This is a genomic window from Croceitalea marina (genome assembly GCF_042684265.1).
Taxonomy (GTDB): domain Bacteria; phylum Bacteroidota; class Bacteroidia; order Flavobacteriales; family Flavobacteriaceae; genus Croceitalea; species Croceitalea marina.
In genome coordinates this window covers 58,253-80,295 of sequence record NZ_JBHULB010000078.1, presented here as the reverse complement: position 1 = coordinate 80,295, position 22,043 = coordinate 58,253, and the positions used below count along the sequence as shown (strand labels likewise).

At 35.6% G+C, this 22,043-nt stretch carries 18 protein-coding genes; 14 read left to right on the top strand and 4 right to left on the bottom strand.

Annotated features, from left to right (window positions below):
• Positions 1 to 215 precede the first annotated feature (215 nt).
• A complete protein-coding gene (locus ACFSQJ_RS15915) occupies positions 216 to 2,231 on the bottom strand; it encodes a putative porin (RefSeq protein WP_377767949.1) in 2,016 nt (671 codons plus the stop codon).
• A 171-nt stretch (positions 2,232 to 2,402) separates the two neighbouring features.
• Here ACFSQJ_RS15915 and ACFSQJ_RS15910 point away from each other — a divergent pair, with 171 nt between their 5' ends.
• From ACFSQJ_RS15910 to ACFSQJ_RS15885, 6 genes are all read left to right on the top strand, one after another.
• Positions 2,403 to 6,710: a T9SS type A sorting domain-containing protein gene (locus ACFSQJ_RS15910; RefSeq protein ID WP_377767948.1), complete on the top strand. Its 4,308-nt coding sequence runs from the start codon at positions 2,403 to 2,405 to the stop codon at positions 6,708 to 6,710.
• The gene (locus ACFSQJ_RS15905) at positions 6,707 to 7,438 is read left to right on the top strand and encodes a hypothetical protein (protein ID WP_377767947.1); all 732 of its coding nucleotides are present in this window, start codon (positions 6,707 to 6,709) and stop codon (positions 7,436 to 7,438) included. The genes ACFSQJ_RS15910 and ACFSQJ_RS15905 overlap by 4 nt, the downstream gene beginning before the upstream one ends.
• Positions 7,439 to 7,526: 88 nt before the next feature.
• Complete coding sequence (locus tag ACFSQJ_RS15900; RefSeq protein ID WP_377767946.1) at positions 7,527 to 8,204, top strand: hypothetical protein; 678 nt, start codon at positions 7,527 to 7,529, stop codon at positions 8,202 to 8,204.
• Positions 8,205 to 8,292: 88 nt separating this feature from the next.
• A complete protein-coding gene (locus ACFSQJ_RS15895) occupies positions 8,293 to 8,886 on the top strand; it encodes a ribonuclease HII (protein WP_377767945.1) in 594 nt (197 codons plus the stop codon).
• A 35-nt stretch (positions 8,887 to 8,921) separates the two neighbouring features.
• Entirely contained in the window at positions 8,922 to 11,381 is a 2,460-nt protein-coding gene (locus ACFSQJ_RS15890) for a ribonuclease HII (RefSeq protein ID WP_377767944.1), read from the top strand.
• Between the two features lie 91 nt (positions 11,382 to 11,472).
• Positions 11,473 to 12,165: a TapB family protein gene (locus tag ACFSQJ_RS15885; protein WP_377767943.1), complete on the top strand. Its 693-nt coding sequence runs from the start codon at positions 11,473 to 11,475 to the stop codon at positions 12,163 to 12,165.
• Between the two features lie 19 nt (positions 12,166 to 12,184).
• Here the strand turns inward: ACFSQJ_RS15885 and lipB are convergent, their stop codons facing one another.
• Genes lipB through ACFSQJ_RS15870 form a run of 3 tightly spaced genes read right to left on the bottom strand, consistent with a single transcriptional unit; the run spans position 12,185 to position 13,832 of the window.
• Positions 12,185 to 12,901: a lipoyl(octanoyl) transferase LipB gene (gene lipB, locus ACFSQJ_RS15880; protein ID WP_377767942.1), complete on the bottom strand. Its 717-nt coding sequence runs from the start codon at positions 12,899 to 12,901 to the stop codon at positions 12,185 to 12,187.
• A gap of 23 nt (positions 12,902 to 12,924) precedes the next feature.
• The gene (locus ACFSQJ_RS15875; protein ID WP_377767941.1) at positions 12,925 to 13,671 is read right to left on the bottom strand and encodes a hypothetical protein; all 747 of its coding nucleotides are present in this window, start codon (positions 13,669 to 13,671) and stop codon (positions 12,925 to 12,927) included.
• A gap of 5 nt (positions 13,672 to 13,676) precedes the next feature.
• Positions 13,677 to 13,832, bottom strand: a complete 156-nt coding sequence (locus ACFSQJ_RS15870; RefSeq protein WP_377767940.1) for a YqaE/Pmp3 family membrane protein — start codon at positions 13,830 to 13,832, stop codon at positions 13,677 to 13,679.
• Positions 13,833 to 13,911: 79 nt separating this feature from the next.
• Here ACFSQJ_RS15870 and ACFSQJ_RS15865 point away from each other — a divergent pair, with 79 nt between their 5' ends.
• The 8 genes from ACFSQJ_RS15865 to ACFSQJ_RS15830 all read left to right on the top strand — a co-directional run bounded on the left by ACFSQJ_RS15865 (position 13,912) and on the right by ACFSQJ_RS15830 (position 22,008).
• Positions 13,912 to 14,958 carry a response regulator transcription factor gene (locus ACFSQJ_RS15865; protein WP_377767939.1) on the top strand — a complete coding sequence of 349 codons (1,047 nt, stop codon included), beginning with the start codon at positions 13,912 to 13,914 and terminating at the stop codon, positions 14,956 to 14,958.
• Between the two features lie 97 nt (positions 14,959 to 15,055).
• Complete coding sequence (locus ACFSQJ_RS15860; RefSeq protein WP_377767938.1) at positions 15,056 to 15,601, top strand: TlpA family protein disulfide reductase; 546 nt, start codon at positions 15,056 to 15,058, stop codon at positions 15,599 to 15,601.
• Positions 15,602 to 15,663: 62 nt separating this feature from the next.
• Positions 15,664 to 17,352: a lysine--tRNA ligase gene (gene lysS, locus ACFSQJ_RS15855; protein WP_377767937.1), complete on the top strand. Its 1,689-nt coding sequence runs from the start codon at positions 15,664 to 15,666 to the stop codon at positions 17,350 to 17,352.
• Between the two features lie 68 nt (positions 17,353 to 17,420).
• Complete coding sequence (locus ACFSQJ_RS15850) at positions 17,421 to 18,485, top strand: DUF4198 domain-containing protein (protein WP_377767936.1); 1,065 nt, start codon at positions 17,421 to 17,423, stop codon at positions 18,483 to 18,485.
• Entirely contained in the window at positions 18,472 to 19,152 is a 681-nt protein-coding gene (locus ACFSQJ_RS15845) for a HupE/UreJ family protein (RefSeq protein ID WP_377767935.1), read from the top strand. The genes ACFSQJ_RS15850 and ACFSQJ_RS15845 overlap by 14 nt, the downstream gene beginning before the upstream one ends.
• 169 nt (positions 19,153 to 19,321) lie before the next feature.
• Positions 19,322 to 20,068, top strand: a complete 747-nt coding sequence (locus tag ACFSQJ_RS15840; protein WP_377767934.1) for an SDR family NAD(P)-dependent oxidoreductase — start codon at positions 19,322 to 19,324, stop codon at positions 20,066 to 20,068.
• 24 nt (positions 20,069 to 20,092) lie between these two features.
• Positions 20,093 to 21,133, top strand: coding sequence for a flavin monoamine oxidase family protein (locus tag ACFSQJ_RS15835; RefSeq protein ID WP_377767933.1), 1,041 nt, complete (start codon positions 20,093 to 20,095; stop codon positions 21,131 to 21,133).
• A complete protein-coding gene (locus tag ACFSQJ_RS15830; protein WP_377767932.1) occupies positions 21,130 to 22,008 on the top strand; it encodes an AraC family transcriptional regulator in 879 nt (292 codons plus the stop codon). Before ACFSQJ_RS15835 ends, ACFSQJ_RS15830 begins: the two co-directional genes overlap by 4 nt.
• The last annotated feature ends 35 nt before the right edge of the window (positions 22,009 to 22,043 follow it).

Sequence of the window (22,043 nt, the reverse complement as noted above, 5' to 3'; positions counted from 1 at the left end):
GAACTTCTTTACTCCTTAATCTTTTCCGAAAAAAAAGAACCCATAATAGGCCCTCAACCCTCAAAAATTACCCTGCTTATCTAGCAAAGCGGGTGCAAATATAAAAACCTTTTTTTAACTCAGCAAAACTTCTCAAGTTATTTTTTTGATGTTTTTGCAACATAAAAATCATCTTGCTGGTTTCCAGCAGCTAGCATAAAAAATAAGCTTGTTTTTTATGAAAAGAAATTCCAAACCAAACCAAAACGTATTACAAAATCACGATAAGGGTAGTTTGGCGCAGCGTAGTAATTGTACTGTTTACCCCAAATAGTATTCAAATGTTCTGCTTTTAAAAATATACGTGTCTGCCTAACCTTAGCATTAATAAAAAAGTCTATTAAAGGAAAACCACCTAATTCTTCATTATTCTGGGTATAAAACTCGCCCAATAATGGATGATAACCATCCATATTATAAGACGTGAAATATTTAAAGCTGACCCCAGTTTGTAAAAACATCGCTTTTTTAAAAACGTCACTAGAGAAATATAAAGAATTACGAGTTACAAATTGGGGAACATTTAGAACCTGATTCGTTTGCGAAACTTCTTGATACATTAAGGTATTGTTCAAAGCCCATTTTCTCCATTTCAACTCCTTTTGATATTTAACCTTAAGGTAGTTTATGGTTTCCGATTCTTGCAGCGGCCTTACAAAAGCATTCTGTTGCCCCGCGGCTATCTGTTCTTCAGTAGCCCCTGAAGCAAAATAAGTATAGTTGTCGATAGCTGAATACTTGGCAGAGAGATTTCCTAAAAACTTAGAATCAAAACCAAAACTTATAGATTGTATTTGTTGCTTTTCAAAAACGCCATCATTCTGCCAATTAAAATTTTCATAGTCACTCTGGTAAAGCAAAAAGTTGAAATTAGGGGCTCTTGAAGAACCGTGTATACCTCCACTTACACTGCTATTAGACGATATATTATATGTTGCCAAAGCATCAAATAAATTACCAGCTAATTCTCCCGACAGATTGTAGCGTAATCTACCGGATAAACTTAACGGTCCAATCTTATTTTTATAGTCCCCTCCTATAGAAATTTCTTCCCCCTCCAACTTGTTTAGAATAGTCTGAGTATCACTTAATACCAAAAGACTATTAAAAAAATAATTGTAGTTGTAAAGACTTACACTTCCAGAAAGCGAACCAAGCGTTTTATTCGAGAAAATCGCTGAAACCTCATTAAACATGGTTTTTAAAGTAGACCTATCCGCAATGGGGCCTATAAACGTAGCTCCAAAACTATCGCTTTGCGAATTCTGATTAAATTGGTAAAACTTTGACTCGTAATTGAATCGATGCCCTATGGCCAAAAGCGTAGATTTGGTCTTAGTAGAATCTTTTCTAGGCCTGACCAAATTAAGCTGATGGTCTAAAAAATAGCGTTTGCCTAAAATTCGGTTATCAGCTAACTGACCGTTAGCGCTATTAAATAAAACATCTATTCGAGACCTATCCAAGAACTCCTCTTCACCAGATTCAAACTGTAGGGCTTTTTCTGCAATCCCTCCATTTTCTTCCGTCTCAATATCTTGTGAGGCATAATGCCCTCTTACCCAATATCTATTATTAGCCGTTCTATAATTAAAGGTAGTTCTAAAAATACCGGCTTCGCTTTGGTTAAATTGATACTTGCCTAAGGATCTTGAACCTGTAAAAGCAATTGATACATTTAACCTTCTTGAGGTATTTAAGGTGAGCATCGCATCTAAAAACTGACCTTGCTCAAAGGTCGTCTTAAACATAAGTTCGGTTAAAGGCGTAGGAACATTAAAGTAGCGCACGTCTTCAACCTCTAAATATTTTTGGTTTTTAGCCGAAGCCCCTATTTTAGGATATACAGAAAGATTATCAAAATTCTTACCCAGAGAATTATAGGGCTGACCGACATTTGAAAATGGCATCAACTCAAAGTCATCTCTACGTAAGTAATTGTACTTATAATCCTTTCTAATGGATAAAGTGGTATCCAAAAAAGAAGTGTCTCTCTCAAAAGAAATAATTTTGTAATCTGCAACTGTTAAAGTTTTGGATTGTTCTTTTTGTTCGGACTTTATAAAACTTCCTTTAAAATCTGTAGAATCACTCTGAACAGAATCCTTTTTTACAGGCCCAATACTAGGTTTTACTTGAGCATTTAATGGTAATAAAATTAATAAGACAATAACTAAAGGAAAGTATTTCATTCTTCTTGCTTGCTTGACAAAGGTAATTTTTTTGTTGGTAAAGAAATGTGAAAAAATTAGGGACAAAACCAAATAAAGCCATAAAATACTCCATTCAAAGAATTTAGGAGTAAAGTTTTCATTTTTGGATATATTTTACATATTTTGAGACCCGATAGCAAACATATTCAAATGAAAAGAAAATTACACTACACTTTTATTCTGGCGTTATGCGGTTTATCGCTAACTGCACAATTCAATCAAAACGCTCCATGGATGAAAGAACTAAAAAAAAGTTCTAAAACAAATAAAAACACGGACAGACCAGTTTATTCGATTGACGAAATCTCTGAAGCTTTTGAAGACTACTGGTTGGATAAAGATAAAAATGCTAAGGGAAGTGGTTACAAGCCATTCAAAAGATGGGAAAGCTACTGGACAAATTTTGCCGATTCGAAGGGCTACTTGCCAACCGCCAGGGAATTATGGAATACTTGGGAAAATAAAAGTAGGAGTTTAGGTCCTGTAAATCCGGTAAGTAATTGGTCTTCCATAGGGCCATTTGCAACTGGAGTACTATCAGGTTCATTACCTGGACAGGGGAGAATAAATGCAATCAAACTAGACCCAAATAATTCGAACATTTGGTATGCTGGAGCGCCAGCAGGCGGTATTTGGAAGTCAACGGACGCAGGCCTCAATTGGACAAATTTATTCGATGATTTTCCACAAATCGGTGTTTCGGGTATTGCCATAGACCCGAACAATTCAGACATTATATACATCGCCACCGGAGATGATGACGCAGCAGACTCATTTAGCGCCGGTGTTTTTAAATCTCTGGACGGTGGAACAACTTGGAATCAAACCGGGTTAAATCCATCAAATCAAACACAATTTGACGTGCTTAATGAAATTGTAGTCGACCCAAACGACTCCAATACCATTTGGGTTGCCGGAACTCAAGGCCTACAGAGGTCAATTGATGGGGGAACCACTTGGGAAGTTAGACAAAGTGGAAACATAACGGATTTTATCCTTAAACCAGGAGATTCCAATACTATTTATGCTGTTTCTGGAGATACAGGAGCTACACTAAATTCTGCTGCGACTACCGAATTTTATAAATCAACTGATGGAGGAGATACTTTTAATCAGATAATAGATATTTTACCAACTAATGAAGGACGAATGGTTCTTGGTGTAAGTGAAGCTAATCCTGATGTGGTCTATATTTTGGTCGCTGGAAAATTTAATAACAGCTCTCCATATAGAGGATTATTTAAATCTGTTGATAGCGGAGAATCTTTTACAGAAACCGCGAATACTACAAATGTTTTTGAATCTTCTCAAGCTTGGTTCGATTTGGCTATGGTCGTATCACCTACCGATGAAAACGAAATATACACTGGCGTACTTAATTTATGGAAAAGTACGGATGGTGGGGACAGCTTTAACAAATTAAACAATTGGAATGTTAACGATGTTGCTTACACTCATGCGGATATTCATACACTTAAGTTCTTTGGAAATCAACTGTTCTGCGGAAGCGATGGAGGATTATATATGTCTGAAAATGGAGGTGACACCTTTACTAATTTTTCTGACGGCCTTGTAGTATCGCAATTTTACAGAATATCTATTGGGAAGAACGATTCCAGCAGAATTGTGGGTGGAACTCAGGATAATGCTGGATTTGTTTTTAATAACAATAACTGGAATGTTTATACTGGTGGTGATGGAATGGACTATGAAATAGACCCTACCAATTCAAATATTGCCTATGGTTTTACACAAAATGGAGGGTTTTTATTTATAACCAACAATTTAGGAGAAACTGTTTCAACCGTTAGTGCACCTCGCGGAGATTCAGGAAATCTTAACGGAAATTGGATTACTCCCCTAGCCGTCGATGGTGAAGGTGAAGTATATTCAGCTTATGATAAGGTATACAAGTTAGTTAATAATACTTGGGTAGAAAACTCAGGTTTAATTGGCAGTGGCAATATCGATGATCTAGAGATTGATCAAAATAATCCGATGATAATGTATGCAGCTAACGGCGATGGATTATTTCGAAGTGAAGATGCCGGTGTAACATTTGAACTTATAGATAGTTTTGGAACCCAAATTTCTGATATCGCAATCAACGGCAACAATAGTAATATAGTTTACTTAACGACTTCCGCTAGAGTTGGAACCTCACAAGCAGGCCAGCCAGGAGGTAGGTCTGTTTTCAAAGTTGAAGTAGACGGTAACAATTTGGTTTCAAGTGAAAATATAACTTTTGACTTACCAACCGATCAAGCCTTTTTTTCAATCGTACATCAAGGGAGAAACACTACCAATCCAATTTATGTGGGAACCAGCTTGGGTGTTTACAGATTAGACGATACTATAACCGAGTGGGAAGATTATTTTACAAATTTTCCCAGTGTTGCAGTAGGCGACATAGAGATTGACTTGAATAACGAACTAATAATTGCAAGCACATACGGTCGCGGTGTATGGCAATCGGCTATTCCTATTGAAACTCCCGATAATGATATTGCTCTTACCGCTTTATCCCCTAATGAAGGATTGATTAATTGTGGAGAAATTATTCCGGAGCTTACTGTAGAAAATAATGGATTAAATGTTATTAATCAAATAGACATTGTCTATTCCGTTAACAATGGAGCAAATCAAAATTTCACTTTTAATGGCACCATTAATAGCGGGGAAACATCTACTATTCAACTTCCAGCTATAGTCTTAACTGAAAAATCGGTAATTGAATTCAATGCAACCACAACGATTACTAATGACGCCTATTCCGATAATAACACAAGATCTGTTACCATTTTACCGAGTGAAATTGCAAATGGTGGAGCTGTTTTTGATTTTGAAACCCCAGAGTCAGCTTTAATAACTTATAACGCTGATGACGATGGAAGTGTTTGGGAAAGAGGAGTTGCAACTGGTGTTTTGCTGAATACCGAAGATTCTGGAAACCAAGTTTATGGAACAACCCTAAACGGAAATCACCCAGACGCTACAAGAGGTTTTATTTTAAGTGGATGCTATGAACTTTCGTCAATTACTGCACCAGTACTTAAATTTGATATGGCTTATGACCTTGAAAATAATTTTGATGTAGTTTATGTTGAATATACTACTGACAATGGTGAAAATTGGAATGTTTTAGGTCAACTGGGAAGTCAACCAAATTGGTACAATAGCGACAGAACAAACGCCAGTTCTGGAGCTGATGATGATTGTCAAAACTGTCCTGGTGCGCAATGGCTTGGTACGAATGCCACTATGACCGAATACGCATATGATTTTAATGCCAATGCAGCTCTAGGAGAAACTGACTTGACAGGAGAAAGCAATGTAATATTCAGAATTGTATTCCATTCAGATCCAGCAGTTAATCAAGAGGGAGCCATTATAGACAATTTTCAAGTTGAAGGCTTTCAAGATGATGAGGATGATGACAATGATGGCATTTTAGATGTGGATGATAATTGCCCGCTAATAGGCAATGCAAACCAACTAGACACCGATAGTGATGGTGAAGGAGACGTTTGTGATACAGATGATGACAATGATGGCATTTTAGACAGTAATGATATTTGTCCTTTAATTGAAAACCCTGGGCAAGAAGATTTTGACAATGATGGTATAGGCGACGTTTGCGACGATGATATAGATAATGATGGTGTGCCTAATGCCTTTGATACATGCAATAGTACTCCTCCAAACTCAACCGTAAATGTCGATGGATGTGCTATTTTTTCGCTACCATCCAATAACTTTAGTGTTTCAGCAATTGGAGAGTCGTGTATTTCCTCTGACAATGGTTCAATTAATATCGTAGCGCAGACATCGCTTGATTACACTGCTACTTTAACAGGGAATGGTTCGAGTTCAAGTGCAGATTTTAATACTGAAACCTCGTTTACGGGCCTTGCTTCAGGAACATATGAAGTTTGTTTTACAGTGGCAGGTCAAGCAGATTATTTACGATGTGTTGAGGTAGCGATTGAACAACCAGAAGACTTATCCGTAACCTCAAAAGTTAATTCTTTAAATAATGAAATAACCCTAAGTTTATCAGGTGCGGAATCCTATATAATTACTTTAAATAATGAAAGGTTTACTACAACACAAAGTAGTATTACACTGCCATTAACCAAAGTGGAAAATTCTTTATCAGTAAAAACAGAAAAAGATTGCCAAGGTATATATGAAGAAAGGGTTGTACTAACCTCCGATATTTTTGTATATCCAAATCCAATTTATGATGGTGAATTAAATATATTTTTAGGCTCACTCGACATAAATGATGTTGAAACTTCTATATTCAACATAAGTGGCAAACAAGTTTTCCGAAAAAAGTATAACGCCAACAATGGTAATGTTAGACTAAACATATCTGGTTTGGCCGATGGCATCTATCTACTGAACCTAAAAGCAAATAATACATTATTAAATTACAAAATCATAAAAAAATGATACTCAAAAATATATACAAGATTAGTTCGCTCATATGTTTTTCACTAGTAATATCTAGCTGTTCAAGTAGTAGTTCTGGGGGGTCGGATGACACCCCACCCCCTCCTGTTGTAACACCTCCTAGTGCCGTGACCCTAGTGTTTCCAGAAAATAATACGGAATGTAACGAAGGGGTTGTGAGCTCAACAGATATTACCAAAAGTACTGTTAACTTTCAATGGAACGCTTCACAGAATACAGATAGTTATACCGTTAACTTAAGGAATTTAAACACTAATGCTTCTTTTCCTACTAATTCAACTACTACGAGTGCTCAAATTACTATTGACAGAGGGACCCCTTACGAGTGGTCGGTAACTTCAAGGGCTACTGGCGTAAATGAAACTGCGACAAGTAGCGCTTTCAAGTTTTTTAATGAAGGCCCTGGTATAGAAAGTCATGCTCCTTTCCCTGCGGAAGCTATCTCGCCAAGTAGAGGAGCAAATTTGACAGCCACCACTACTGTTAATCTTGAATGGGAAGCGAGTGATGTAGATAATGATATCGCTTCTTTTGAAGTCTTTTTTGGCACAGAAACTAATCCCACGACCTTAGTAGGTAACGGTCCGGAAAGAAATTTAGATAATATTGCAGTAACTTCTGGCACCACTTACTATTGGAAAATAATCACCTCAGATAGAGCGGAGAACAAATCCACTTCTGAAATTTTTCAGTTTAGAGTCAACTAATTAAAATTATGTAAGCTGGGTCTCACAATTTAGATTTCCCCATCTTTATAAATTAGGCGACCCACCTAATCGCTAAAGCAAAATAATTATGATTAAAAACCTTTTTTATAGTTTAAGTCCCAATTTATTTAGCAAAATCAGTTTGCTAATAGTCTTTAGCATTTCAAATATTCTAATTTGTCAAGTGGTAAACAACCAGGATAATAGCCCTTCGTATCAACTAAGTAGCTACTCTGATATGGCTTTTATGTCTGTAAGAATAGTATCTGGTCCAGATAAAGCTCCTGATGGCTCTACATACCTAAATCAAGAGTTTTTACCTGGAACAATCTTATTTCACGAGACAAAACAAAAGATGTTAATTCCAGTTAGGTATAACGCAGCTACCAAAGAAATTGAGGCAAAAAAGGAGGGAAGTATTGTCGCTATTGGCAAAGTCAATAATTTAGAAATCATTTTTGATAACAAATCCTTCGTTAGTGTTAAAAACCCTAAAAATGGAAAAACCATCTTTGTTCAAAGAGTTGTCAATGGAAATTATAGACTTTATGACTTTTTTGAAATCAAACTCAATAAAGCGCCATCAGACTCAGCATTGTTAAACGTGGAATTGGAAGATGAGCTCAAAATTAAGTCTGATTTATACTTCCAAAATGAAAATGGCACCATTAAACCTCTTCCGAAAAGAAAAAAAGATTTGGTCAATACTTTTAATTCCAATGCCTTAACTTTTCTAAAAAAGCCTAGTAACTTGATAGAACTTTAAAAATTGTAGTTAATCCCTTATCATATAAACGCCAATTATGATAACTTTAAAAGATTATTAATGATTTATTAACTTTTTTAAGTTTTTTTTGAAGAAATTTTATCATTTTCTTAACGAAGCGGGCACAGATGAAGCTGGTAGAGGTTGCTTGGCCGGCCCGGTAACCGCTGCTGCGGTAATCTTAAATAGTGATTTTTCAAGCCCAATACTAAATGACTCCAAACAATTATCTGAAATCAAAAGACAATTACTTCGCCCGATAATAGAACATGAAGTAGTTTCTTTTGGGGTATCTCATGTTTTTGAGAATGAAATAGATAAAATCAACATTTTAAACGCGTCTATTCTTGCCATGCATAAGTCGCTAAATCAGCTTACAAAAAAACCTTCATTGATTTTGGTAGATGGAAATCGATTTAAACCATACAAAGACATACCTTACAAATGCATTATCAAAGGAGATAGCAAGTATATGAGTATCGCGGCCGCTTCTGTTTTAGCAAAAACCTATAGAGATGAATATATGTTGAAGTTACATGAGGAATACCCTGAATATAACTGGGCAAAAAACAAAGGTTACCCAACAAAAGGGCATCGTGAGGCAATACGCAAATACGGACTCACAAAATACCATAGAAGGAGTTTTAAACAATTACCCGAGCAATTAACTTTAGAAATCTAAGAAAGGCTGTAAATTTGGGCTTAAAGTCTTGAAAAATGAAGTTTCGCATTTTATTTCTTCTCCTACTCATAATTTCCTGTACCCAAAAGACCATACTATCCGATTCAATTTTAGATTATCTACCTCAAGATGCCGCCGCAATACTTAAAATCAATAATCTATCTAATTTTAAGAGTGAACTTAAAAACAGTGAGTTCTTTTCAAAAACCAGTAAAACAATACTGTTCAATACGATTGCGAAAAGAGTAGATGGCGTCAATTTTTTAAATCCTTCAACGGAATGTGTTATTGGTTTTTATGAACTGGGAAAAGATAATTTTGAGTTTTTATTCGTTTCTGATAACAATCCTGATTTTTTTGACCTCGAAAAAACCACAAACAAATCGGTTGAAAGCTTTATTTATGAAACCAAAACAGTTAAAAAATATAATTTAGATACAGCACTCCTATTTGTTTTTGAGATAGACGGTAAAATAGTGGCTAGTTCTTCTCAAATGCTTTTGGAAAATTTTATTCGAATTGGCAAAAACAAAAAAGTTTCCGATGAACTAAGAAAACTTTTTGATACATCGGACAATACGAAATCCGCATCCATTATTGTAAATCTAAAAAAAGGAGCCAGTTTACTTTCTAGTAATTTAAAGAATGAGAATCATGATAAGGCAATAAGCACTTTCTCAAATTGGATTTGCGTTGATTTTAGCACCGATCTAAACAAAGCTTCTTTAAGTGGCATCGCAATTGCCAAGGACTCCACACAAAATTTTGTGAATCTTTTTAAAGGTACACTCCCAGTAACCGAAAGAGTTTCAACTATTGCCCCTAAAAATATTGATGCCATTTTATCCTTTAGTTTTAACAACCACGAGACCTTTACAGCAAACCAAAAACAATATTTAGACAGAGCACAACAAAGAGATACCTTATTCAACACCATAGAAGAAGTAGGTATAATTTACCTTAATAAAGAAAAAGCTGTTGTTCTTAACTCTTTTGGTGTAGATAACTTGACAACGTCCCTAAATCAATTCAATATTGGTTCGTCTAGTTATCAGGGAGCAGAAATCATTGCCTTAACCAATAAAAACTTTATTTCTTCGGGGTTCGAACCTTTGGTGAAAGATTTTGAGTCTAATTTTTATAGTGTACTGGACAACGCTTTTGTGTTTGCTTCAAAAAAAGAAGTTTTGCAGAGCATCATAGCGAATACTAAAAGTGGAACTACTTTTAATATGACAGAGGCTTATTTTTCTGCAAAGTCATCTCTTGCCAATGAATCTTCATTATTATTTATCGCTAATGAAAAAGGATTGCAGAATTTCTTGGAATTAGATTTTTCATCACAACTCTATAAAGATGTAAAAAATATAGATTTCTCTGAATATACTTTTGCAGCTCAGCTAGTTGCGGACGTAAATTTTTACCACTTAAATATGGTAGCTTCCAAAACCAAAAAAGAGACTACAACGAATTCCGTAAGTCCACTTTTTACAGTTGCACTTGATACAGACTTGGCAACTAACCCTCAGTTTGTGAAAAATCATCGCACGAATAAGCAAGAAGTTGTCGTTCAGGATAAGGACAATTTTCTATACCTCATTTCTTCTGACGGCAAAGTGCTTTGGAAAAAACAATTAGATGGCAAAATACGGGGACAAATTCATCAGGTTGATATTTATAAAAATGGAAGATTGCAACTTGCATTCTGTACCAATAATCAATTTTTGATATTAGATAGAAATGGGGAAGAAGTAAAACCTTTTCATAAAACCTATGAAGGCGGAAATCTTAATCCTCTTGCGGTTTTTGATTATGACAAAAACAAGAACTATCGCTTTTTGGTTACCCAAGGCAGAAAAGTCTTTATGTACAATAGTAAAGGAGATGTCGTTGATGGTTTTACCTATAAAGAAGCCGAAAGCTCTATAATTACTGCCCCAGAACATTTTCAAATAAACAAGAAGGATTACTTGCTCTTTAAGCTAGAAAACAACAGCCTTAAAATAAGACATCGAGCGGGCCAGGATAGGGTTAAGGTCGCTAACAAAATTGACTTTTCGGACAATGGAATCTTTCTCTACAAGAACAAATTTTCTTTAACCGATAAAAAAGGTGTTTTGCATCAAATAGACACAAAAGGAAAAGTAATTGCCACTAACTTTAATCTAAATCGAGACCATGGCATGTATGCTACTAGTAAGACCTTGGTTTTGATCAATGACAATATCTTAAGTGTTAAAGGTAAAAAAGTTGAACTCGAACTGGGAGTGTATACTGCACCTAAAATTTTCTATATCTACGATAAAATATATGTAGCTGTTACCGATATTCAAAATCAAAAAATATACTTGTACGATAGCCAAGCCAAACCCATTTCGAACTTTCCAGTATATGGAAGTTCTATAGTAGACATGGTTGATATGGATGGTGATAAAAAACTAGAACTTGTTGCTAAAGACCAAGAAAACAGCATTATTGTTTACAAGATGAATTAGCCCTTTCTATACATTTTTTACTGCAGCATATACATATTTAGCTGAAAACTGTAAGTAAGTCTTTGTATATTATCCAATCAAATACATGAAAATGAAAAGACTAATTATTGCATCACTACTATCGCTATTTTTCGTTCAATTCGGACTAGGTCAAGCGAATTGCAGCAAATACTACCCTATGATTGAGGGAGCTTCTTTTGAATACACCAACTATGATCGAAAAGGAAAATCTGATGGAACCGCTTCATATCAGGTTACCAATGTTTCAACTATTGGAGAAAACACTTCTGCGACCATGGCTATGGAACTGAACGACAAAAAAGGCAAAGAGATTTATAAAACAGACTATGAGTTCACCTGTACAGGCAATATGGTGACGGTAGATTACCAGTCTTTGGTACCAACAACTATGCTCGAACAATATAAAGATATGGAAATGGATATCTCAGGTACCGACTTAGAACTACCGAACAACCTTAGTGTCGGCCAACAATTATCCGATGCGAACGTTACCTTAAAGATCAGCATGAGTGGCGTTAACATCAATACAACAATAGATTTGGTCAACCGAAAAGTAGAGAAAAAAGAAAGTATAACCACTTCCGCTGGCACTTTTGATTGTTATGTCATATACACCGATAACAATGTAAAAGCTATGATGATAAACCAATCTTTTCCGTCAAGGGTATGGTTTGCCGAAGGAGTAGGAATGATAAAACAAGAAAGCTATAACAAGAGCGGCAAACTTATGGGCAGTACTGTCCTTACAAAATACAGTAAGTAAAAGAAGAAAAACCTCGGTACTAAACCGAGGTTTTCTCTTTTAAAATCGAAGCCTCAAAAAGCTCTTCAAAATGCCGAAGCAGCTTTTGTTTCACCTCTTCCATATCAACCTTTGGTTGACCAAGTTCTACATTTAAAGAGGTTACGGCCTTGTCTTTAATTCCGCAAGGAATCATCAAATCAAAATAACCTAAATCTGTATTTACATTTAATGCAAAACCATGCATGGTCACCCATCGCGAAGCTCTAACGCCCATCGCACAGATTTTACGCGCAAACGGAGTGCCCACATCTAACCAAACACCGGTTTCACCTTTAGAGCGTTCTGCCTTCATGCCATAATCTGCTAAGGTTAAAATCACCATTTCTTCTAAGAAACGGAGGTATTTGTGAATATCTGTAAAGAAATTATCTAAGTCTAGAATAGGATAGCCAACAATTTGCCCTGGGCCATGATAGGTTATGTCTCCTCCCCTATTTATCTTGTAGAAAGTAGCTTCTTTTTCTTTGAGCTTCGCCTCGTCAACCAGAAGATTGTTCATGTCTCCGCTTTTACCCAAAGTATACACGTGGGGATGCTCTACAAAAAGAAAATGATTTGGTGTTTCTAGTTCTAAACCCTCTCTCCTATTCTTGATTTTTAGGTCTAGAATTTGTTTGAAAAGTAGTTCTTGATATTCCCAAGTCTCTTTATAATCTTTATTTCCTAAGTCTTGTAGAAGGACTTTCTTATTCATACTGCAAAGATACGCAGACGAATCTAGTCTTCAAGTTCAACTTGCAGGTCAAGCTTTTCAGGAGTTTTCATCATATCTAAAAAGTTCACCTCGTAAATCATCGTTTTACCGTCCATAGAAAATGTTGCTCCTTCAACATTTACATTTTTCACACGTCTCGGGAAATGATACTTGAACGTATATGTAGAACCTGATAAAAACATTTCGGCACTTGCTATACTATCAATACTTTTTTTGAATAGCTCTTGATCTATTATTTTGGTCGTTCTAGAAAATTTATTGCCTGCAAAATTATACTCGACCTTCGTTGCTGGATTAGAGGAACCCATTGGAGGAGCTTGGGCACTGTTCGCGCCAGGAGTTGGACTCAAAGAACTCGCGCTTTGAAATGTATTGAAAGCATCGTTGATTTTAGATATATCTTTAAATTCTCTATAAAGTTCAAACTTCATTAGCTGCTCTTCAGGCTTCATAACCATATGCATGCTAAAAGGTTCTAAGTTTTTAAGCTTTTCTTGCTCCGTCACGGGCAACTTAGAAATACTATCACTTTTTGCTTTCAATAAGTCTTTAAAAACAATAGTAGAATCCATTGCCTCTTCTTGCTTTAAAGTATCTAAAGAACTCATCATGGCCATGAATTCATTGCCGTCAAAATTTATTGAAAGCTTACCAGAACCATCTTCATTTACATAAATTTCTTCGGTGAAATTACATGCGACCACCAACCCTACGAGTAAAAATAGGACTAGATGTTTAAATTTTTTCATAAGTATTAATTGGTATTGTTTAAAATTACCAAGGCCGCGATAACCCCGGGAACCCATCCGCAAAAGGTTAAAAGTAAAACAATTAAAAAAGAACCACAACCTTTTCCGATAACAGATAAGGGCGGAAATAAAATAGCTAAAAGTACTCTCCAGAAACTCATTCTTTGATTTTTGATTGATGTATAACATCAGTCTCTTTAATCTTGAAATTGTTACATTAAATTCCATTATTTTTAACCAATGAAGCAAATACTTTTATTTGTGTTTTGTGCTAATATTATGCTCGTTAAGGCACAATATCAGTTCACCGGTGAAGTGACCGATGGGTATGAAAATCAATCCGTATACCTTTCTTTGATAGAGAACTACAGAAAATCTTCTCGCGTATATGCAGATCAGGTACTAAAAGAAACAAAAACGGACAGTCTTGGATATTTTACTTTTGAAGGGGATAACCTCTCACCTCAAAACAGAATCTATAGCATACATATTGATGGATGCAATGAAACAAACTCAGGAGGGAGTCATTTTCTGAAGGATTGCTATAATACACAACGTGTTTTATTTATAGCCAAAAAGGGAGATAGTATTAATTTTCCTTTACTTAGTAACGACCAAGCTTTATGCGAAATAGCCTCCACCAATAAAAGTTCTGATCTTTTGCTCGAAATTGAAGGTCTGAAAGAAGAAATGATTCTTGATTTTATGACTTATAATAGTGAAGCCAATGAGTCACTCAATCTTCGAAAATGGTTTAGAACTTTTAAAGAATTTGGAGAAGCAAACGATGAGCCGCTCGCCGAACTCTATATTTATGACTTTCTTTCTGACCGGGGCAACGAAACACATTCGTTTTATTTGAGCGATGTTAAAATCAGTCCCTACTACGAAGAATTGGCTTTAAGGCTTAATAGCAGATACGCAAATGCTTCTTTCACATCTCAGTTTCAAAATGAACTTGAAGCAGATAAAATGCTTATTAACCATATCGATAAAAATGCAAGAAGCTCTTTTTGGCCCTATTTGTTATGGGGAGGGCTATTCTTTTTGATAATTCAAGTGGCGTATTTCAATTTTAAAAGGCGTGAACGAAACAAAAAGAAAAACCCTTTTGATATACTTACATCACAAGAAAGAACTATCATGGTTAAAATAGCAGAAGGAAAATCAAACAAAGAAATTGCCAACGAACTTTTTATTAGCCTAAGTACTGTCAAAACACATATAAACAGCCTTTATAAAAAACTACATGTTTCTTCACGAGAAGAAATTAAAACTCTATTGTAAAACATAAAATCAACCGGGGGTCTAGTACCTATTTCAACCCGACAAAGCTTCTTTTAACAACACTCAAGCCTGATTTTTGGACTTAAATCTAGAAATCATGAAAACATATTTTCTTTTTGTTTTGCTATTGAGTTTAACCCTTGGCAACTCCCAAAAAATCAATCAAGAAATTAAAACTGAAAAAGGACTTCAATTTTTGGTAGGCCCTATCAATTTAGAAGGGCTTCAAAGCGAACCCTACAAAGCGTGGTTTACACCATCATACAACAACTATGAGGTAGATAAATCATTGACCAAAATGATGAAAAAATCAATTGGAGACTTCAATATCAAGCTGTTTCTAGGAACTTGGTGCGGCGACAGCAAAAGAGAAACACCAAGAATCATCAAAATTTTAAAAGAAGCAAAATTTCCACTAAAAAATCTTGAAATCATAGCTCTGGATAGAAGAAAAGGCTTTTACAAAAAGAGCCCTGGTCGGGAAGAAAAAGGCCTGAATATTATTAAAGTCCCTACTTTGATTTTCCTTAAAAATGGCAAAGAAGCGAATCGTATTGTTGAAAGCCCTATAGCTTCGTTAGAAGAAGATATACTGGCTATTTTGAGTGGAGAAACTTACGTACCCAACTATTCATCAAAGTGAGCGGACTCACATGCCTATAATTAAAGCGCAAAAGTGTAATTTTGCGCTTTAATTTTTAGTCAATGCAGTTATCGGAACAAGAGATCGTACGTAGAGAAAAACTAACCAAGCTTAGGGAAATGGGTATTGACCCTTACCCAGCGGCGTTATATCCTGTAGATGCTACCTCAAAAAGCATAAAAGATGCCTTTTCTGAAGGCAAACAGGTCGTAATTTCTGGTCGATTGATGTCAAGAAGAATTCAGGGAAAAGCCTCCTTTGCAGAATTACAAGATAGTGAAGGTCGTATTCAGGTCTATTTCAACAGAGACGAAATATGTACTGGTGAAGACAAGACACTATACAATGATGTCTACAAAAAATTATTGGATATTGGCGATATCATTGGGGTCGAAGGTGAGCTCTTTACTACCCAAGTTGGTGAGAAAACGGTGATGGTGAAAAACTTTTCACTACTTAGTAAAGCCTTACGCCCACTACCATTGCCTAAGGTCGATGCAGAAGGTAATACTTACGATGAATTCAATGACCCAGAGATGCGCTACCGTCAACGCTATGTTGATTTGGTAGTAAACCCTAAAGTAAAAGAAACCTTTATCAAGCGTACTAAAATCACAAACAGCATTCGTGAATTTTATAATGAGCGTGGTTATTTAGAAGTCGAAACGCCTATACTACAGCCTATTCCCGGAGGCGCTGCGGCAAGACCATTCTTAACCCATCATAATGCATTGAATATTCCATTATACCTAAGAATTGCAAACGAACTATATCTTAAAAGGTTAATAGTGGGTGGTTTTGATGGTGTTTATGAGTTTTCTAAAGATTTTAGAAACGAAGGGATGGACCGTACCCATAACCCAGAATTTACGGTAATGGAACTTTACGTTGCTTACAAAGATTACCATTGGATGATGGAGACTACCGAACAGCTGTTGGAGAAAATTGCTGTAGACGCTAACGGCACTTCTAAAGTTACTGTAGGTGATAATGAAATTGAATTTAAGGCGCCATATGCCAGAGTACCTATTTTGGAAGCCATAAAAGCCCATACAGGGCATGATGTTGCCGGAATGGATGAAAATGAATTACGGGAAGTTGCCAAAAGTTTGGGTATCGAAGTTGATGAAACGATGGGCGTTGGTAAATTGATTGATGAAATTTTTGGAGAAAAATGTGAACACCATTACATACAGCCGACCTTCATCATGGATTATCCCAAAGAAATGAGTCCGTTGACAAAAGAACACCGTGACAACCCTGCATTGACAGAGCGTTTTGAATTAATGGTAAACGGAAAAGAATTGGCCAATTGCTATTCGGAGCTGAATGACCCCATTGATCAACGCGAACGTTTTGAAGACCAGTTAAAACTATCAGAAAAGGGTGACGATGAAGCTATGTTTATCGATCAAGATTTCTTGCGAGCCTTAGAATATGGTATGCCCCCTACTTCGGGTATTGGTATTGGCATTGATAGATTGGTAATGTTAATGACCAATAATTCTTCTATTCAAGAGGTATTGTTCTTCCCACAAATGCGCCCTGAGAAAAAAGCGGTCGAACTGACTGATGAGGCTAAAATGATATGGGAAACACTCAAAAAGGAAGAAAAAATTTTGTTGACCGACTTAAAAGATCAGTCAGGCTTATCCAACAAAAAGTGGGATAAATCCATAAAAGAATTGACGAAAAACAAATTAGCCGAAGTAAATAAAACGGATGAAGGGCTTTTTGTAAAACTCGGTTAGTGTTTTTTGCGTAGGTAAGAAGGAAATCAGGATTTCCTAATTTTTTGGGAAACAAAATCCAAGATATTATGAAAAAAACATTCGTTGCAATCCTCGTTATTGGCTTGTTTAGTAGCCACACCATGTTTTTTAAATTAGATACCTACTTTTTAGAACCGAATACCGCTGTTGCATTGCAACTTTTCAACGGTACTTTTGAAAAAAGTGAAAATATCATCACGCGAGACAGAATGCTTGATGCAAGTATTTTAAGCAATGGTCTTCGAATAAAAGTTACCGACGCACAATGGACCGAAAAAGACAGTGTCACATTGCTGAATTTTAAAACAGGGAAAGCAGGCACATATGTAGCAGGAGTATCCACCAAAGCCAGGTCTCTTGAAATGAGCGCTGAATCCTTCAATGACTACCTAGAACATGAAGGTATTTATGATATGTTGGAATGGCGCAAAAAGAATTATGCTTTAGAATCAAAAGCTATTGAAAAATATTCAAAGCACGTTAAAACTATTTTTCAGGTTGGTGATACCACAACTGATGACTGGCAAACGGCCTTGGACTACCCCATTGAGTTTATCCCCGTCGAGAATCCTTATGAACTCCATACAGGTGATAGTTTAACGATAAAACTGCTATTAAACGGCAAGCCATTGGCAAACCAGTTGGTCTATGCTGACTACAAAGCCTATGAAAATAGCCGTGCCCATGACAATTCCGAATCTCATAGTCATGATACAGAGGAAAATAATGCTAGTTTAAAACATACCCATAAAGACGATGTTGAGTCTCATACCCATAAACCGGAAGAAAACAAAGAATCACATACCCATACATCTGGTCAAAAACTTAGAACAAATGCGGAAGGTATTGTAAAAGCACATCTATCTGCAGATGGTATTTGGTATTTTCAGACCATTCATCTGGTTAAAACTGAGGAAGAAGGATTGACCCACGAGTCTAACTGGTCTACCCTAACTTTTGAGGTGACCCATGCCCATGGTGCAGATACACATACCCATGAACATCAGCACGAAAGCAACTATACCACATACATTTTTATAATAGGTAGCCTTGTTCTTATTGGTATTTTATTTTTATGTTTCAACAAGAAAAATAAAGATGCCGAACACTAAAAAATATGTGCTAAGCGGACTATTTCTTCTATTCCCACTACTACTTTTGGCCCATGGAGTAAGCCCTAGCGACCAAGAAATATTGGATAAGGGAGGACTTTTATCTTACATCTACGTTGGTGCAAAACATATGATTACTGGCTACGATCATTTACTATTTTTGGCCGGTGTAGTCTTTTATTTAAATGGGCTTAAGGATGTAGTTAGATTCATAACCATTTTCACGATTGGGCATAGCATCACACTTATTGGTGCAACATATTTAGGTGTCAAGGCCAATGAGCACTTGATAGATGCTGTTATCGCCCTCAGTGTGCTTTATAAGGGATTCGAAAATTTAGGAGGATTTGAAAAATACATGAAAACCAAATCGCCAAATCTATTGTTGATGGTGTTCATTTTTGGGCTTATTCATGGTTTTGGGCTTTCCACCCGTCTACAGTCTTTTGATGTGGGTACAACACAGTTTTTTTCGAAAATAGTATGCTTTAATATTGGGGTCGAACTTGGTCAGGTAATGGCGCTCATCCCCATTTTTTTTCTAATTACCATTTGGAAATCAAAAAAAAGCTATTCAGCTTTTTACAAGGCAACCAATTTTTATCTGGTGATTGCCGGTATAGGGCTTTTTCTCTATCAGATTTACGGTTATTTCTATGGAAACTAATGCATTCAATAATAGACTTTTTATCCTTGTTAATTCTATAAATACAATGTATTTCACCTTGGTTAAGAACATATACACTTCCTAAAATTACCATTTGTTCTCTTATAATGACATAAATTCCTGATTGCCATAATGTAATTTCGCTCCCATTAATCTTAAATCAAGAAAAATGAAAAGAGCATTAATAATAGGAGGCAGCAGTGGTATTGGTAAATCAACTGCTCAAAATCTTTTAAAAGAAGGTGTTGAAGTCCATATTGTAGGTACTAACGATTCTAAATTAGAAGCATTTAAAAATGAAGCTCACAACAACTTAAAAACCCACAAAGTTGATATTACAAGTAAAGAACAAGTAAATGCTTTGCAAAACGTAATTTCTGGTTGGAATAACTTAGATTACTTGGTAAACGCATCAGGTATTTTTGGCCCTAAACCTTTCTTAGATCATACAGAAGCTGACTACGATTCCTATTTAGATTTAAACAGAGGGTTTTTCTTTATAACACAAGCTGCTGCTAAAAAAATGGTAGCTACTAAAGGAGGAGCTATTGTAAATGTAGGTTCTATGTGGGCAAAGCAATCAGTGAAAGCAACTCCCTCTTCAGCATATTCTATGCAAAAAGCAGGTCTACATAGTCTAACACAGCATTTAGCAATGGAATTAGCAGATTATAAAATTCGTGTTAATGCGGTTTCTCCTGCAGTAGTAGAAACACCTGTTTATGAAAGTGTTTTTGGTGGAAAACAAGAAGCCAATGATGCGTTACAGAATTTCCACGCTTTTCACCCAATTGGAAGAAATGGTCGCGCAGAAGATGTGGCAAATACAATTTCATTCATACTTTCGGACAAAGCTTCTTGGGTTACAGGAGCTATTTGGGATACAGATGGTGGTGTAATGTCCGGTAGAAATTAAGACCAAGTACTAGTGACTAAAAATTTGAGTTCAAAGTATATTATCATTGGAGCTGGTCTTTCTGGCCTAACAATAGCTTACTTCCTGTTAAAAAATGGGGAAAGTGATTTTATAATTTTAGAAGGACGGGATAGGGTTGGGGGAAGAATCAATACTAAAAATGGTATTGATTTAGGAGCAACTTGGTTTCAAAACAATCATTTTAATTTAAATGAACTTGTGGGTTCTTTAATGCTCAATAAATTTGTACAATACAGCAAAGGGCAGAGTGTTTTAGTTTACAACACTATGGCTCCTGCCCATTATTTTGAAAGTCAACAAAATAGTCCTTCTGCATATAGAATTGAAGGTGGTAGTGCTGCCTTGATTGAAAAGTTAACTAAAAATGTAAAGGATAAAATTAAACTAGGCATTCAAGTGCTTGAACTGGAAGACAGTTCAACTAACATCCTAGTAAAGACTAAGAATAATTTGTTCTTTGCCGAAAAAGTAATTTGTACAATTCCTCCAAAATTGGCTTCAACATTAACTTTTACGCCTTCATTACCAGAAGATGTGTTAAATGTCATGAAACAGACCCATACTTGGATGAGCAATGCCATGAAGATTGGTTTGGTATTTAAAAAACCCTTTTGGCGCAACAAAGAATTATCAGGCACTGTTATTGGGCAAGTTGGCCCTGTAATTGAATTATACGACCATTGTAGTAATGATGGTCAAACATATTCCTTAATGGGTTTTATTAATGAAGGGTTACGAGATGTATCACCTGAGCAACGAAAAGAGCGTATTCTAGAATATTTAGAGAAATATCTTGGTAAAGAAATCAGAGATTACATATCCTATTTTGAAAAGGATTGGTCAAAAGACCAATTTACTTCATGCAAAAAATTAAAATCTGTATATATGAGTCCACAATACGGTAACCTTTTATTCGATGAATATTATTTTAATGGTAAATTATTATTTTCAGGGACAGAAACTTCACCAGAATATGGAGGGTATTTAGATGGTGCAGTATATAGCGGAATTAATGCTGCTAAAAAATTATTAAATCGAGATTGAAAAAGGATTTAGCCAACATAGAACAATATCATCTACATAAGGCGAGGCCTGAAAAGCTGCAGTTTGAAATTTATGATTTAAATAGTTACCGCAAAAAAAGTGGAGATAACGCTGCAATGCCACATTCCCATAGCTACTATCAAATCATTTGGTTTTTAGATTCTAAAGGAACACATTATGTAGATTTTAAGACTTATATAATTAAAAAAAACACTATTCTATTTATTGCCAAAGATCAAATACACGCTTTTGATAACCGTTTAGATATAAATGGTTGGCTCATTCATTTTAATGAGAGTTTTTTTATGTATACCGAGGTTGATATTTTTCTGAAATACAACATTTTTAAACCGCAAGAAAATCCATGCTACGCAATGGAGACCGAAACTATTGAATCAGGTAAAGTTTATATGGATTTAATCTTAAATGAGCTTTCAAATAGAACTCAGTTTGGTTTTGAGGAATCCGTTAGATTTTTATTAAAATGCTTTCTAATCAATCTTGAGCGAGTTCATCAAAAAAGAGATAATGAAACCGGCAGCAAAAATGATTCTTACACACTTCAGCTATATCAATTTAAAGAATTAATAGAGGCTAATTATAAAAATAGTATATCCGTTGGCATGTATGCTGATTTAATGAATATCTCATCTAAAACATTAAATACAATTACAAAAACAGTAGTAAATAAATCTCCTTCTCAACTAATTGCTGAAAGAACTATTTTAGAAGCAAAACGATTGTTAAAGTTTACTTCACTTCAAATAAATGAAATTGCTTATAAACTTGGTTTTGAGGAACCTTCTTACTTTATTAAATACTTTAAAAGACATGTAAAGATTATACCCTCGGCCTTTCGTAATGAGATTAACTAAGGTAATAGCTGAAAATTCTTTGGTTTTTATTTTAC